This window comes from Variovorax sp. GW821-FHT09B01, assembly GCF_059418345.1.
The window spans coordinates 1-14,695 of the sequence record NZ_JBWKPQ010000014.1 but is presented as its reverse complement, the minus strand read 5'-3'; the positions used below and the strand labels follow the sequence as shown (position 1 = coordinate 14,695).

11 protein-coding genes and 1 pseudogene are annotated in these 14,695 nt (G+C 70.3%); 9 read left to right on the top strand and 3 right to left on the bottom strand.

What is annotated here, in order from left to right:
- Positions 1 to 29 precede the first annotated feature (29 nt).
- On the top strand, positions 30 to 1,814 hold the full coding sequence (locus AC07RV_RS29780; protein WP_296780604.1) for an ABC transporter ATP-binding protein/permease: 1,785 nt from the start codon (positions 30 to 32) through the stop codon (positions 1,812 to 1,814).
- Here the strand turns inward: AC07RV_RS29780 and queC are convergent.
- A complete protein-coding gene (gene queC, locus AC07RV_RS29775; protein WP_296780602.1) occupies positions 1,772 to 2,500 on the bottom strand; it encodes a 7-cyano-7-deazaguanine synthase QueC in 729 nt (242 codons plus the stop codon). The genes AC07RV_RS29780 and queC overlap by 43 nt on opposite strands.
- Positions 2,501 to 2,659: 159 nt before the next feature.
- Between queC and AC07RV_RS29770 the strand changes: the two genes are divergently transcribed.
- Positions 2,660 to 3,070 (top strand): DUF2177 family protein, encoded by a 411-nt coding sequence (locus AC07RV_RS29770; RefSeq protein ID WP_296780600.1) that lies wholly within the window; start codon positions 2,660 to 2,662, stop codon positions 3,068 to 3,070.
- A gap of 1 nt (position 3,071) precedes the next feature.
- On the opposite strand, the gene AC07RV_RS29765 is transcribed toward AC07RV_RS29770, so the two are convergent.
- Both AC07RV_RS29765 and AC07RV_RS29760 read right to left on the bottom strand, forming a co-directional pair.
- On the bottom strand, positions 3,072 to 3,557 hold the full coding sequence (locus tag AC07RV_RS29765; RefSeq protein ID WP_093355377.1) for a cyanophycin metabolism-associated DUF1854 family protein: 486 nt from the start codon (positions 3,555 to 3,557) through the stop codon (positions 3,072 to 3,074).
- Positions 3,557 to 5,839 carry a cyanophycin metabolism-associated ABC transporter gene (locus AC07RV_RS29760; RefSeq protein ID WP_296780596.1) on the bottom strand — a complete coding sequence of 761 codons (2,283 nt, stop codon included), beginning with the start codon at positions 5,837 to 5,839 and terminating at the stop codon, positions 3,557 to 3,559. The genes AC07RV_RS29765 and AC07RV_RS29760 overlap by 1 nt, the downstream gene beginning before the upstream one ends.
- Positions 5,840 to 5,978: 139 nt before the next feature.
- Here AC07RV_RS29760 and AC07RV_RS29755 point away from each other — a divergent pair, with 139 nt between their 5' ends.
- The 7 genes and pseudogenes from AC07RV_RS29755 to AC07RV_RS29725 all read left to right on the top strand — a co-directional run.
- Positions 5,979 to 8,216 carry a cyanophycin synthetase gene (locus AC07RV_RS29755; protein WP_296780594.1) on the top strand — a complete coding sequence of 746 codons (2,238 nt, stop codon included), beginning with the start codon at positions 5,979 to 5,981 and terminating at the stop codon, positions 8,214 to 8,216.
- 64 nt (positions 8,217 to 8,280) lie between these two features.
- Positions 8,281 to 10,848 carry a cyanophycin synthetase gene (gene cphA, locus AC07RV_RS29750; RefSeq protein ID WP_296780592.1) on the top strand — a complete coding sequence of 856 codons (2,568 nt, stop codon included), beginning with the start codon at positions 8,281 to 8,283 and terminating at the stop codon, positions 10,846 to 10,848.
- Positions 10,849 to 11,066: 218 nt separating this feature from the next.
- Complete coding sequence (locus tag AC07RV_RS29745) at positions 11,067 to 11,465, top strand: hypothetical protein (protein WP_093355364.1); 399 nt, start codon at positions 11,067 to 11,069, stop codon at positions 11,463 to 11,465.
- Positions 11,466 to 11,505: 40 nt separating this feature from the next.
- The gene (locus tag AC07RV_RS29740; RefSeq protein ID WP_296780589.1) at positions 11,506 to 12,015 is read left to right on the top strand and encodes a hypothetical protein; all 510 of its coding nucleotides are present in this window, start codon (positions 11,506 to 11,508) and stop codon (positions 12,013 to 12,015) included.
- A gap of 212 nt (positions 12,016 to 12,227) precedes the next feature.
- A complete protein-coding gene (locus tag AC07RV_RS29735; protein WP_093355358.1) occupies positions 12,228 to 12,497 on the top strand; it encodes a hypothetical protein in 270 nt (89 codons plus the stop codon).
- Positions 12,498 to 12,973: 476 nt separating this feature from the next.
- On the top strand, positions 12,974 to 14,056 hold the full coding sequence (locus tag AC07RV_RS29730; RefSeq protein WP_093355354.1) for a tartrate dehydrogenase: 1,083 nt from the start codon (positions 12,974 to 12,976) through the stop codon (positions 14,054 to 14,056).
- Positions 14,057 to 14,393: 337 nt separating this feature from the next.
- Positions 14,394 to 14,695 (top strand): annotated as a pseudogene (locus AC07RV_RS29725) (ABC transporter permease); the annotation flags it as partial.

Below are 14,695 nucleotides of genomic sequence, written 5' to 3'. Positions count from 1 at the left end.
GCGCGCCCGCGCCAGCGAGGAAAGCCAGCATGTCCCCCACCGTCAACGAACGCGCCCAGACCTTCCTGCAGGTGCTGCGCCGCGTCTTCAAGCTCGCGGCGCCCTACTTCCGGTCCGACGAGAAATGGAAGGCGCGGCTCATGTTCGCGACCATCGTCGCGCTCAACCTGGGCTACGTGTACGTGGCGGTGCTCGGCAACCAGTGGTATGGGCGCTTCTACGATGCGCTGCAGAACAAGGATGCGGCGAGCTTCTGGCGCGAGGTCGGCGTGTTCGGCTGGATCGCCTTCTTCAACATCGCGGTGCAGGTGCTCAAGTTCTACGTGACGCAGCTGCTGCAGCTGCGCTGGCGCACCTGGATGACGCGCGAATACATGTCGCGCTGGATGGCCGACCGGACCTTCTACCACCTCGAGCTGGCGCGCTACGCCGGCAAGGAAGGCCAGGCGCCCGACAACCCTGACCAGCGGATCCAGGAAGACGTGCAGATGTTCACCAGCGCCACCATGTCGCTGTCGATGGGCCTGCTGAACGCGGTCGTCACGCTGATGAGCTTCATCGGCCTGCTCTGGGGCCTGTCGGGCAACTTCTCGTTCACCTTCAGCGGCACCACCTACCAGGTGGTGGGCGCGATGGTCTGGATCGCGCTCGCCTATTCCATCGTCGGCACCGCGATCACCCACTTCATCGGCCGCCCGCTGATCGGGATCAACTTCCGCCAGCAGCGCTACGAGGCCGACTTCCGGCACCACCTGATGCGCGTGCGCGAATACAGCGAAGCGGTGGCGCTGGACCACGGCGAGAAGGTCGAGCGCGCCCAGCTCGACACGCGCTTCGGCAACGTGCTGCGCAACTATCTGCTGCTGATCAAGCAGCAGAAGAACCTCGTCACCTTCACCTCCTTCTTCGGCCAGGCGGCCGTGATCTTCCCGTTCCTGGTCGCGGGGCAGCAGTACTTCGGCGGCGCCTTCCAGCTCGGCCACCTGATGCAGATCGGCTCGGCCTTCGGCAAGGTGCAGGAGTCGCTGAGCTGGTTCGTCGACAACTACGACAGCCTGGCCGTCTGGCGCGCCACCGCGGACCGCCTCTCGAGCTTCGACGAGGGCATGACCGCGCATGCCGCGCGCCCCGAAACGCTGGAGCGCGCGCCGGCCGCGGCGCTGAGCACGCAGGACCTGTCGGTCGCGCTGCCCAACGGCACGCCGCTGCTCAGCGGCGCCGCCCTGTCGGTGCAGCCCGGCGACAGCGTGCTGGTGCAAGGCCCCTCGGGCAGCGGCAAGTCGACGCTGTTCCGCGCCTTCGCGGGCATCTGGCCGTTCTCGAAGGGCCGGCTCGAGGTGCCCGAGGACGTGGCCTTCATGCCCCAGCGTCCCTACGTGCCCGACGGCAAGCTGCGCGATGCCCTGACCTATCCCAACCCATCGACGGATTTCAGCGACGACCAGTTGCGCCAGGCCCTGGCCGATGCGCTGCTGCCCGACCTCGTGGCGCGCCTCGACGACAGCGACGCCTGGGGCCAGAAGCTCTCGGGCGGCGAGCAGCAGCGGCTCGCGATCGCGCGCGTGCTGCTCAAGAAGCCGCGCTGGATCTTCGCCGACGAGATCAGCAGCGCGCTCGACGCGCCGGCCGAGCGCACGCTCTACCAGCGGCTGGCCGGGATGGTGCGCGAGAAAGGCGGCGCGATGGTCTCGATCGCGCACCGCGCCGCGGTCGGCGAGTTCCACACCCAGCGCTGGACGCTGGTCCCCGAGGCCGAGGGCGCGCCCGCGCGCTACCGCGTGGAGGTGGTGCCGGGTTCGGCCGGCTCGGCATAGCGCGCCCAGCCCCGGGCGCGCAGCTCGCAGGCCGGGCACTCGCCGCATCCGTACCCCCAGGCCTGCCGGTGCGTGCGATCGCCCAGGTAGCAGGTGTGGGTCTCCTCCACGATCAGGTCGACCAGCGGCTGGCCGCCGAGGCGGTGCGCGAGCTGCCAGGTCTCGGCCTTGTCGATCCACATCAGCGGCGTGTCGATCACCAGCCGGCGCTCCAGCCCCAGCGACAGCGCGAGCTGCATCGCCTTCATGGTGTCGTCGCGGCAGTCGGGGTAGCCCGAGAAGTCGGTCTCGCAGACGCCGGTGACGATCACCTGCAGCCCGCGCCGGTAGGCCAGCGCGCCGGCCAGCGTGAGGAACAGCAGGTTGCGTCCCGGCACGAAGGTGTTGGGCAGGCCGTCGGCCTGCATCTCGAAGGCGACCTCCTCGGTCAGCGAGGAGCCGCCGAGCTGCGCCAGTGCCGCCAGCGTGAGCACGTGGTCCTGGCCCAGGCGCGGCGCCCAGTCGGGAAAGCGCGCGCGCAGCGAGGCCAGGATGCCGGCGCGCACGTCGAGCTCGACGCGGTGGCGCTGGCCGTAGTCGAAGCCCAGGGTCTCGACGCGCTGGTACTTCGAGAGGGCGTCGGCCAGGCAGGTGGTGGAGTCCTGCCCGCCGGAGAACAGGACGAGGGCGGTGGTGTGCAGGGGCATGGTGGGCTCGAGGAATGGATGGCAAGGCGCATCGGTGCGCGGGAACGACGGAGCTGTAGTCCGAACGCGCGATTTTCGCAGCCCGCGCCGCCGGCGCTACCCGCGGCCCCCGGGCCTCGCTACGATGGCCGCGACACCCCACCCATCCGCACCGCCGCCATGACCACCAAACACCTCGCCGCCTGGGCCGCCACCTTCCTGGTGATGGCGCTGATCGATTCGCTCTGGCTCGGCGTGATCGCCAAGAACCTCTACCAGCAGGGGCTGGGCCACCTGATGGCCTCCGAGCCGAAGCTGGGCTTCGCGGCGCTGTTCTACCTGCTGTACCCGGTGGGCCTGGTGTTCTTCGCGGTGCTGCCCGGCGCCGAGGCCGCGAGCCTCGCGCGCACCGCGCTGCTGGGCGCCCTGCTCGGCCTGTTCGCCTACGCCACCTACGACCTCACCAACCTCTCGATCATGAAGGGCTGGCCGCTGGGCCTGTCGCTGCTCGACATGGCCTGGGGCACCTTCGCGAGCGGCGTGGCGGCGACGGCGGGCGGGGCGGCGCTGCGCTGGATGGGCTCTCGCTGACCTAGAGAAAACGCTCGAGCAACTTGCGCGACGCGCGGTCGAGCGCCTTCAGGTCGGCGATGCGGAACTGCACCCCGTGCGCGCTCGCGATCAGCAGCGCGCCGTGCTCGAGCCGGCGGATGTCCTCCTCGGCCTTGAGCACGAAGCGGGTGTCGCCGCGGTCGGTGCTCACGGTCCAGGTGCTGGGCACGCCGAAGCTCGACACGGCATGCAGCTTGAGCAGCGTGGGCGCGAAGTCGCGCACCGCGAGTTCTTCCTCGAGCAGCGCGCGCGCCGCGGGCGGCAGCTGATCGACGCGGTCGATCCAGACCAGCTCGCGGCCCTCGCCGCCGACCAGCGAGATGCCCTCGCCCGGCGCGCTGAGCGGAAAGGCCCGCACCGGCGCGACGCCCACGTGCCGCTGGCCCTGGGCATCGGTCAGCACCAGCCGGCCGAAGGCATCGCGCTCGAGCCCGAAGCCGGGCGGGGTGATCGTCGTCGTTTCCATCATGCGTCTCCCGCCGGATGCGCCGCATGGCTCACCGGGATGCCCTGCGCGCCCACGCGCTCGTTGGCCGCGCCTTCGCTGGCGTCGTCGTCGCCCTGGCGCAGCTGCGCCTGGTAGAGGCGCCAGTAGGCGCCCTGCTTGGCCATGAGTGCGTCGTGCGGGCCGACCTCGACGATCTCGCCGCGGTCCATCACCACCAGGCGGTCGGCCTTGCGCAGGGTCGAGAGCCGGTGCGCGATCGCGATCGTGGTGCGGCCCTGCACGAGGTTGTCGAGCGCCTTCTGGATCTCCTTCTCGGTCTCGGTGTCGACCGCCGAGGTGGCCTCGTCGAGGATCAGGATGCGCGGGTCGATCAGCAGCGCGCGCGCGATGCTGATGCGCTGGCGCTCGCCGCCCGACAGGCCCTGGCCGCGCTCGCCCACCAGCGAGTCGTAGCCGTGCGGCAGGCGCAGGATGAAGTCGTGCGCATGGGCGGCGCGGGCCGCGGCCACGATCTCCTCGCGCGTGGCGTCGGGCTTGCCGTAGGCGATGTTCTGCGCGATGGTGCCGAAGAACAGGAAGGGCTCCTGCAGCACCAGCCCGACGTGGCGCCGGTAGTCGGCCACGGCGAAGCGGCGGATGTCGGTGCCGTCGACCTCGATCGCGCCTTCGGTGGCGTCGTAGAAGCGGCAGATCAGGTTGACCAGCGTACTCTTGCCCGAGCCGCTGTGGCCCACCAGGCCGATCATCTCGCCGGGCTCGATGCGCAGGTCGAGGTCGTGGATGACGGCGCGCGAGCCGTAGCGGAAGCCCAGCCCGCGCATGGCGATCGCGCCCTGCACCCGCTCCACCTTCACCGGGTTCGCGGGTTCGGGCACGTTGCTCACGTGGTCGAGGATGTCGAAGATGCGCTTGGCGCCGGCCGCGGCCTTCTGCGTCACCGAGACGATGCGGCTCATCGAGTCCATGCGCGTGTAGAAGCGGCCGATGTAGGCGATGAAGGCGGTCAGCACGCCCACCGTGATGCTGCCGCGCGCCACCTGCCAGATGCCGAAGCCCCAGACCACCAGCAGGCCGATCTCGGTCAGCAGCGACACGGTGGGCGTGAACACCGACCAGGTGCGGTTGAGCTTGTCGTTGACCTGCAGGTTGTAGGCATTGGCGGCGCGGAAGCGCTCGGCCTCGCGGCGCTCCTGCGCGAAGGCCTTGACCACGCGGATGCCGGGAATGGTGTCGGCCAGCACGTTGGTGACCTCGGACCAGACGCGGTCAATCTTCTCGAAGCCGGTGCGCAGGCGGTCGCGCACCACGTGGATCATCCAGGCGATGAAGGGCAGCGGCACCAGCGTGACCACGGCCAGCAGCGGATTGATCGAGATCAGGATCGCCGCCGTCATGACGATCATCAGCACGTCGTTGGCGAAATCGAGCGCATGCAGCGACAGGAAGACGTTGATGCGGTCGGTTTCGGAGCCGATGCGTGCCATCAGGTCGCCGGTGCGCTTGCCGCCGAAGTAGTCGAGCGGCAGGGTCAGCAGGTGCTCGTAGGTGGTGGTGCGCAGGTCGGCGCCGATGCGCTCGGACACCAGCGCCAGCAGGTAGGTGCGCGCCCAGCCCAGGCCCCAGCCGACCAGCGCCGCGCCGAGCAGGCCGCTCAGGTAGAGGCCCACGCGCATCGGATCGATCTTCTGCCCGTTCTGGAACGGGATCAGGATGTCGTCCATCAGCGGGATCGTGAGGTACGGCGGCACCAGGGTGGCGGCCGTGGACAGCACGGTGAGGAAGAAGCCGGCGATCAGCTGCTTGCGGTAGGGCCGGGCGAAGCGGCCCAGCCGCAGCAGCACCCAGGTCGAGGGCGGGGTCTGGAGCTCGATGTCGACCTCGTCGGCCTCGGCCTCGGGTGTCGCGCGCGCGACACCCCCGGCATGGCTGGCACGCTGGCCGAACAGCCGCAGCAGGCGCAACGCGGCGACCTGGCTGGCCAGGGTGTAGCGCCAGCGCGCCAGCCGGCCCTCGCCGCCCACCAGGTCGAGCAGGCCGACCCCCGACTGGTCGCTCAGCTGCAGCGCCAGCGCCGGGTCGGCGAGCGACCACTCACGCCAGACGCCTTTGCCGCCGGGCTCCAGCGCCAGCAGCCGCTGGTCGGTGAGCGCCACCAGGCCAAAACTGAAACGAAGTTCTTCATCGAGGTCAACCGACAGTGTTGCCAGAACGTTTTCCGCGACTGCGAGCCGGCTTTTCAGAGCCTCTGAAACCGCTTCGTTTTCGCCCTCCTGGGTGCCGACTGGATCGTGATGTTGCATTGTGTTTCTTTGACTCTTGCCCGTCGCGGCCCGCTGGGACCGCGCCATGACGCCCTTCGCGGGGCGCCGATTCTGACCGATCGCCATGGGCGCGCTTGAAGGCGCCGCGGTGCTCGGCCAAAGCACATCGAACGTTTGCATGACCCGTTTCGACGACATTCGCCTGCTGCGCATCAACTATTTGCGCGGCCCGAGCATCTGGACCTACCGCCCGGTGCTCGAAGTCTGGCTGGACCTCGGCCGGCTCGAGGAATTCCCCTCCAACAAGATCGAAGGCTTCGGCGACCGGCTGACGACCCTGCTGCCGGCGCTGATCGAGCACCACTGCGGCGTCGGCGAGCGCGGCGGCTTCATCCAGCGGCTGCGCGAAGGCACCTGGTCTGGCCACGTGCTCGAGCACGTGGTGATCGAGCTCTTGAACCTGGCCGGCATGGCCACCGGTTTCGGCCAGACCCGCGAGACCTCGGTCTCGGGCACCTACCGCATGGTGTTCCGCTCGCGTGACGAGCAGGTGGCGCGGGTGGCGCTGGCCGAGGGCCACCGCATCATGATGGCCGCGATCAACGACGACCCCATCGGCCCGGCCGACGTGCAGGCCGCGATCGAGGCGATCAAGTCGAAGGTCGACGACTGCTACCTCGGCCCGAGCACCGAGGCGATCGTGAATGCCGCGATCGACCGCGACATCCCCTACATGCGCCTGAACAGCGGCAACCTGGTCCAGATGGGCTACGGCGCCAACCAGCAGCGCATCTGGACCGCCGAGACCGACTACACCAGCGCCATCGGCGAATCGATCGCCAGCGACAAGGTGCTGACCAAGTCGCTGCTCGCGGGCTGCGGCATCCCGGTGCCCGGCGGCCATGCCGTCGCCAGCCCGGCCGAGGCCTGGGAAGTGGCCGAGGAGATGGGCGTGCCGGTGGTGGTCAAGCCCTCCGACGGCAACCACGGCCGCGGCGTGATCCTCGACCTGACCAAGCGCGAGGACATCGAGGCCGCCTTCTCCGTGGCCGAGCGCCACGGCAGCGAAGTGCTGGTCGAGCGCTACATCCGCGGCGAGGAACACCGCGTGCTGGTGGTCGGCGGCCGCATGGTGGCGGCCGCGCGCGGCGAGACCGTCTGGGTCACGGGCGACGGCAAGTCCGACTGCAGCGAACTCATCGACCTGCAGATCAACAGCGATCCGCGCCGCGGCGACACCGAGGACTTCCCGCTGTCGTTCCTCGGCGCGCGCGACGGCGCGATCCTGTCGGACCTGCGCCGCCAGGGTCTGGTGCCCGAATCGGTGCCCGAAGCCGGCCGCCGCGTGCTGATCCAGCGCAACGGCAACGTCGCGATCGACTGCACCGACAGCGTCCATCCCGAGGTCGCGCACATGGTCGAGCTGGCCGCGCGCGTGGTCGGCCTGGACATCGCCGGCATCGACCTGGTCTGCGAGGACATCTCCAAGCCGCTCGGCCCGCAGGGCGGCGCCATCGTCGAGGTGAACGCCGGCCCCGGCCTGCTGATGCACCTGAAGCCGGCCGTCGGCTCGCCGCGCCCGGTGGGCCGCGCGATCTGCGACCACCTGTTCCCCGACGACTCGCAAGGCCGCATCCCCGTGGTGGGCGTGGCCGGTTCGCGCGACAACGCGGTGATCGCCCGCCTGGTGGCCTGGCTGGTCGGCCTTGGCGGCCGCCACACCGGCCTGGCCTGCCGCGACGGCCTGTTCCTCGAGCGCCGCCGCGTCGATGCGCGCGACAGCGCCAACTGGGAAGCCGGCCACCGCCTGCTGATGAACCGCCAGGTGCAGGCCGTGGTGATCGAGAACGGCGCGCGCACCATCCTGCAGGACGGCCTGCCCTACGACCGCTGCGAGGTCGGCATCGTGACCGACCTCGGCGGCTTCGAGCAGCTCGGCGACTTCGACATCCGCGAGAGCGACCACATGGTCAAGGTGCTGCGCACCCAGGTCGACGTGGTGCTGCCCGAGGGCACCGCGGTGCTCAACGCCGACGACGAACGCGTGGCCGGCCTGGCGCCGCTGTGCGACGGCGCCGTGATCCTCTACAGCGTGGACGCGCAGGCCGCGTCGCTGACGGCCCACCAGGCCGCCGGCGGCAAGGCGGTGCTGATCCGCCAGGACCGCGTGGTGCTGGCCAACGGCACCAGCGAATCGTTCCTGCCGGGCCTGGGCCGCCTCACCGTGTGGCGCGCCACCCATGCCGGCGTCAGCCTCGAGAGCCTGCTGGCCGCCGTGGCCGCGGCCTGGGCGCTGGGCATTCCGCTCAACCTCATCGGCGCGGGCATCGAAGCCTTCGAAGCCGACCTGCAGGCGGCACTGGCCTCGCTGCAGCTCTCGCAGAGCCAGCCCTCGCCCCAACTCCAGCTCGCTTGATCCATCCGGTCCCCCGCGTTCTCGCGGGGCACCCGCCGATACCCCAGAAGAACCGCGCCGCCCCATGAAAGTCACCCGCACCCGCGCCCTTCGCGGCCCCAACCTCTGGAGCCGCCACACCGCCATCGAGGCGGTCGTTGCCTGCGAAGGCGACGAGAACGCCATCGGCCGGCTGGCCGGCTTCGAGGACCGCCTGCGCGCGGCCTTCCCGACCATCGGCGAGCTGCACCCGATGGTGCTGGGCCAGCCGCTGGCGCTGGCCCACGTGCTGGAGAACGCGGCCGTGGCGCTGCAGGCCCAGGCCGGCTGCGCGGTCAACTTCGGCCACACCTCGCCCACGCTGGAAGAAGGCGTCTACCAGGTGGTCGTGCAATACACCGAGGAGGCCGTCGGCCGCCGCGCGCTCGAGCTGGCCGAGGCGCTGATCGCCGCGGCGCAGAACGGCACCGCCTTCGACGCCACCGCCGCCATCACCGAGCTGCGCGACCTCGACGAGTCAGAACGCCTGGGCCCGAGCACCGGCTCCATCGTCGACGCCGCCGTGGCGCGCGGCATCCCCTACCGCCGCCTCACCAGCGGCAGCCTGGTGCAGTTCGGCTGGGGCTCGAAGCAGCGCCGCATCCAGGCCGCCGAGGTCGACAGCACCAGCGGCGTGGCCGAATCGATCGCGCAGGACAAGGAACTCACCAAGCAGCTGCTCAACGCCGCCGGCGTGCCGGTGCCGCTGGGCCGCCCGGTGGCCGACATGGACGATGCCTGGGCCGCCGCGCAGGAGATCGGCCTGCCCGTGGTGGTGAAGCCGCAGGACGGCAACCAGGGCAAGGGCGTGACCGTCAACATCACGACGCGCGAACAGCTCGATGCGGCCTACACGGCCGCCGATGCCCACGGCGAGGTGATGGTCGAGAAATTCCTGCCGGGCTTCGACTTCCGCCTGCTGGTGGTGGGCGACCGCCTGGTGGCCGCCTCGCGGCGCGATCCGCCGCACGTGATCGGCGACGGCAGCGCCACCGTGCGCCAGCTGGTCGACACGGTCAACCTCGATCCGCGCCGCGGCGAGGGCCATGCCACCTCGCTGACCAAGATCCGCCTCGACGACATCGCCGTCGGCCGGCTCGAGGCGCAAGGCCTCACGCCCGACAGCGTGCCCGCGCTGGGCCAGCGCGTGGTGCTGCGCAACAACGCCAACCTCTCGACCGGCGGCACCGCCACCGACGTGACCGACACCGTGCATCCCGAGGTGGCGGCGCGCGCGGTCGACGCGGCGCAGATGGTCGGCCTGCACATCTGCGGCGTCGACGTGGTCTGCGAGAGCGTGCTGCGCCCGCTCGAGGAGCAGCACGGCGGCATCGTCGAGGTCAATGCCGCGCCCGGCCTGCGCATGCACATCTCGCCCTCGTTCGGCCGCGGCCGCGCGGTCGGCGAGGCGGTGGTCGACGCGCTGTTCGCCCATGGCGACGACGGCCGCATCCCGGTGATCGCGGTCACCGGCACCAATGGCAAGACCACCACCACGCGGCTGATCAACCACATCGTCGCCTCCAGCGGCCTGCGCACCGGCATGACCAACACCGACGGCGTGTACGTCGACGGCCGCCAGACCGACAGCGGCGACTGCAGCGGCCCGAAGAGCGCGCGCAACGTGCTGCTGCATCCCGACGTGGACGCGGCCGTGTTCGAGGTCGCGCGCGGCGGCGTGCTGCGCGAGGGCCTGGGCTTCGACCGCTGCTCGGTGGCCGTGGTCACCAACATCGGCAGCGGCGACCACCTGGGCCTGAACTACATCACCACTGTCGAGGACCTCGCGGTGCTCAAGCGCGTGGTGGTGCGCAACGTGGCGCCCGGCGGCTACGCCGTGCTCAACGCGGCCGACCCCAACGTCGCCGCGATGGCCACCAACTGCCCGGGCGAGGTGATCTTCTTCGCGGCCGACCGCCAGCATCCGGTGATGGCCACGCACCGCGCGCAGGGCAAGCGCACCGTCTACGTTGACCAGGACACGGTCGTGGCGGCCGAGGGCTCGTGGCGCGAACGCATCTCGCTGCGCGACGTGCCGATCACGCGCGGCGGCAGCATCGGCTTCCAGGTCGACAACGTGATGGCCGCCGTGGCCGCGGCCTGGGCCGTGGGCCTGGACTGGGACACCATCCGCAGCGGCCTCGCGAGCTTCCTCAACGACGCCGCCGGCGTGCCCGGCCGCTTCAACGTGATGGACTACCGCGGCGCCACCGTGATCGCCGACTACGGCCACAACACCGACGCCATGCGCGCGCTGGTCTCGGCCGTGGACACCATGCCCGCGAAGAAGCGCTCGGTGGTCATCAGCGGCGCGGGCGACCGGCGCGATTCCGACATCCGCGACCAGACCGCGATCCTGGGCCAGGCCTTCGACGACGTGATCCTCTATCAGGACGCGGCCCAGCGCGGCCGCGCCGACGGCGAGGTGATGGGCCTGCTGCGCCAGGGCCTGCAGGGCGCGACCCGCACGCGCCAGATCGACGAGATCCGCGGCGAGTTCATCGCCATCGACGCCGCGCTGGCCCGGCTGCAGCCCGGCGACCTCTCGCTGATCCTGGTCGACCAGGTCGACGAAGCGCTCGCTCACCTCGCGAAGCGCATCGCCGAAGGCTGAGCCCACGGGCCGGGTCCCGCAGCTGCGGGATTCGTCCCACACGCAGGGGCGCGTCCCGCCGGGTCCGCTGTCTGTGCCGTCCCACAGGCCGCGCGCCATGCGCGGCCGGACACTGGCCCTCCAGTCGCGCACTGCCTCGCTCTCGAGGAAGTCGCGTCCTTTCAGGAGGCACGATGACCCCAACAGTCCACCCGGGAACGATCCCGACCCGCCGCCCGATGCGGCCACTGCGTTCCCTTCGCATCCTCGCGCTCGCGGCCGGCCTGGTCGCGCTCGGCGCGCAGGCCCAGGCCCCCGGTTCCGAGGCGCGCATGCAGAAGGAGCGCGCCACCTGCGACGGCGTGCAGCAGGACCGCGCGGCCTGCCTGCGAGAAGCCGGCGCGGCACGCCAGGAAGCCGGCCGCAACGGCCTCACGAGCGCCGGCCCCGGCGGCTACGACGCCAATGCGCTCGCGCGCTGCCGCGAACAACCGGCCGCCGATCGCGCCGACTGCGAAGCGCGCATCCGCGGCAGCGCGGGCGCCGGCCGCACCACCACCGAAGGCAGCGTGATGGGCGGCGGCGTGATCCGCGAGACCGTGACACCGCTGCCCGCGCAGCCGGCACCGGCGCGCTGATCCCTCGTCCTCTTCATCGGCTGATCTCAAGGAGCCCACCATGAACCAGCGTCTTCTCCTCACCCGCGGCGCCATCGCCGCCCTCGTGGCACTCGGCGCCCTGGCCAGCGCCGGCAGCGCCAGCGCGCAATCGCGCCGCGGCGAAGCCACCTACGAACGCGAACTGGCCGTCTGCGGCCACAACCAGCAGGACCGCGCGGCCTGTATCCGCGAAGCCGGCGCGGCGCGCCAGGAAGCGGCGCGCGGCGGCCTCACCGCCGCGCCCGACTACCGCCGCAATGCGCTGCAGCGCTGTGCCTTGCAACCGCCGGGCGACCGCGCCGACTGCGAAGCCCGCGTGCTCGGCGGCGAAGGCAACACCCGCGCCGCGGTCGACGGCAGCGTGATGGGCGGCGGCGTGATCCGCGAGTCGGTCACCACGGTCGTGATGCCGGCCCCCGCGCCGTACCCGGTGGCCCCGGCGATGCGCGCGCCCGAGCCCGTGATGGTGCCGCCGGCCGCCTATCCGGCCGCGCCGATGCCCTACCCGGCACCGCAGCCGATCCGCTGATCGCCATCGGCATCCGCCACGAGGCGCCCTTCGGGGCGCCTTTTTCATGCGAAAAACCGCCCCGAAGCCCCGAAATCCGGGTGTTTTCCCTCTTGGCGAGGCTCTGCAGGCCTGCAATTCGATGCCCCGCAATGTCACGGAATTGTCATAAAAGCCTTGGGGGCTGCTAGCTATAGTTCTCGGCTCCTGCCTTACCGAGAAACTTTTCACCCATGAATGCCATCAAGGTCGCTCGCCGATTCATCGAAACGGACCCGGCCAACGAATCGGCCAAGATCCTCGCCCAGCTCGTGCTGGCCCTCGAATCCGAACACAGCTTCGAACTCGTCACGCTCTACAGCCTCGACTACAAGAGCTTCCAGCTGGCGATGGACATCCTCAAGGAATGGCGCCTCGATCGCTACTACGCCAGCAAGTCCAAGCTGTTCGATCTGTCGCTGCAAGTCACCGAGCTCGACAAGAGCAGCAGCAGCAGCAACTGAGATTCGACGGTTCCGCGCCTTTTCGTTTTCCGTTTCCCTCCCTCCCGCTCCCCGCCTCTCTCTTTCTCCCAGTTCCCCTCGCGTTCGACGCGACCGCTGCACCGTCGCAGCCGGCTGATCCGCTTCCCTCTCGCCTCCCGAACCCGCGCCGCGCGACGCGCCTGCTTTTGCGTGGGCACGCGGCGGGAGCACGGGCGCGTGGCGCTGGCACGCGCGCGTGTCGCGCCCGTGTCCCGAGAGCGCCGATGCGGCCTCCATCCTTCTAATTTTTGGAAGGCCAAGCGCTGCAACGCACCCGATCCCTTGCCGATTACCCTGGAAAGACCCGCCGCAGCCCCTTCCAATATTGGCAAGCCGGCGTACGTGCCATTCCCGATCCCGCCCCACCGATCCAGTCCTAGACTCCGACGCGGCAGGCGCACGCCCCGCATGACGGGCGCCCCGCGCCGTCCCTCATCAACCGGGTACTGGATCAAATGCAAGCAAAACACAGGATCGCCGTCATTCCCGGCGACGGCATCGGCGTCGAGGTGATGCCCGAGGGCCTTCGCGTGCTGGACGCCGTGGGCCGCCGCTTCGGCATCGATTTCTCGTTCGACCACTTCGACTGGGGCTCGGACCACTACGTGCGCACCGGCCTGATGATGCCGGCCGACTGGGACGACAAGATCCAGGGCCACGACGCGATCTACTTCGGCGCGGTGGGCGCGCCCGACAAGGTGCCCGACCACATCGCGGTGTGGGGCCTGTTGATCAAGATCCGCCGCGAGTTCGACCAGTACGTGAACCTGCGCCCGGTGCGCCTGATGCCCGGCGTGCCCGGCCCGCTGGCGCACCGCCAGCCCGGCGACATCGACTTCCTGGTGGTGCGCGAGAACACCGAGGGCGAATACACCTCGGTCGGCGGCCGCCTGTTCGAGGGCACGCCGCGCGAGATGGCGATCCAGGAAGCGGTGTTCACGCGCACGGGCGTGGACCGGATCATCGACTACGCATTCCAGCTGGCGAGCCGCCGCAAGCGCAAGAACCTGGTGGCCGCGACCAAGTCGAACGGGATCTCGATCACGATGCCCTACTGGGACGAGCGCCTGGCCGAGATCGCGAAGCGCTACCCCGACGTGGCGACGAGCAAGTACCACATCGACATCCTGTGCGCGCACTTCGTGCAGCACCCGGACTGGTTCGACGTGGTGGTGGCCTCCAACCTGTTCGGCGACATCCTGTCGGACCTGGGCCCGGCCTGCACCGGCACCATCGGCATCGCGCCCTCGGGCAACCTCAACCCCGAGCGCAAGTTCCCCTCGCTGTTCGAACCCGTGCACGGCTCGGCCCCCGACATCGCGGGCAAGGGCATCGCCAACCCCATCGGCCAGATCTGGTCGGCCGCGCTGATGCTCGACCACCTCGGCGGCGACAACCCGGTCTACGCCGAAGCCTCGGCCGCCGTGCTCTCGGCCATCGAGACCGTGCTCAGCGAGGGTCCGCGTACCCGCGACATGGGTGGCACCGCCAACACCGTCGACGTGGGGCGTGCGATCGCCGAGTGCATCTCGGCATGAGCTTGTGCTTCCGCTGTCCGATTCATCGTGCCTTGGATGGGGTGCGTGGATCGGGGCGGGCTCGCGCCGACGGGGTACTCCCCTCCGCGAATGTCCCCCGGCCTGCGGCCTCCTCCTTTATTTCGCTGCGGGGAGTACCCCGCCGACGTGCGCCAGACGCGCAGCGGTTGATCGGCCGGCACCACCGCTGCGCCTCCCGTGCACAGGGCAGTGGGTGCTTCCCGCAGCGAAATAAAGGAGGAGCCGAAGGCGGGGGACATTCGCGGAGGGAAGCACCCGCTGTCCTGTGCACGCGCCCCGGACAAGAACCACCACGCAAAGCGATGAACCCCCAGAGATGAGCCTCTTCCTAATCAAGCGCCTTGCCACGCTGATCGGCACGCTGATCGGCGCCTCCATCATCGTCTTCCTGGTCCTGGAGATCCTGCCCGGCAACGCCGCGCAGATGCTCATGGGCCCGGACGCCGCCCCCGAAGCCGTCGCAGCCCTGGCCACCAAGCTCGGCCTCGACCAGCCCGCCTGGACCCGCTACTGGCACTGGATCGCGGGCCTGCTCACCGGTGACCTCGGCGACTCCTACGCCTACAGCTCCCCCGTGCTCGACCTCATCCTCGAGCGCCTCGCACTCACCGTCCCCCT

Excerpts from the sequence above, each read along its gene's own strand:
- cphA (WP_296780592.1), top strand. The coding sequence starts at position 8,281 with ATGAAAGTCACCCGCACCCGCGCCCTTCGCGGCCCCAACCTCTGGAGC.
- AC07RV_RS29760 (WP_296780596.1), bottom strand. The coding sequence starts at position 5,839 with ATGCAACATCACGATCCAGTCGGCACCCAGGAGGGCGAAAACGAAGCG.
- AC07RV_RS29740 (WP_296780589.1), top strand. The coding sequence starts at position 11,506 with ATGAACCAGCGTCTTCTCCTCACCCGCGGCGCCATCGCCGCCCTCGTG.
- AC07RV_RS29745 (WP_093355364.1), top strand. The coding sequence starts at position 11,067 with ATGCGGCCACTGCGTTCCCTTCGCATCCTCGCGCTCGCGGCCGGCCTG.
- AC07RV_RS29770 (WP_296780600.1), top strand. The coding sequence starts at position 2,660 with ATGACCACCAAACACCTCGCCGCCTGGGCCGCCACCTTCCTGGTGATG.
- AC07RV_RS29730 (WP_093355354.1), top strand. The coding sequence starts at position 12,974 with ATGCAAGCAAAACACAGGATCGCCGTCATTCCCGGCGACGGCATCGGC.
- AC07RV_RS29765 (WP_093355377.1), bottom strand. The coding sequence starts at position 3,557 with ATGGAAACGACGACGATCACCCCGCCCGGCTTCGGGCTCGAGCGCGAT.
- AC07RV_RS29735 (WP_093355358.1), top strand. The coding sequence starts at position 12,228 with ATGAATGCCATCAAGGTCGCTCGCCGATTCATCGAAACGGACCCGGCC.
- AC07RV_RS29780 (WP_296780604.1), top strand. The coding sequence starts at position 30 with ATGTCCCCCACCGTCAACGAACGCGCCCAGACCTTCCTGCAGGTGCTG.
- queC (WP_296780602.1), bottom strand. The coding sequence starts at position 2,500 with ATGCCCCTGCACACCACCGCCCTCGTCCTGTTCTCCGGCGGGCAGGAC.
- AC07RV_RS29755 (WP_296780594.1), top strand. The coding sequence starts at position 5,979 with ATGACCCGTTTCGACGACATTCGCCTGCTGCGCATCAACTATTTGCGC.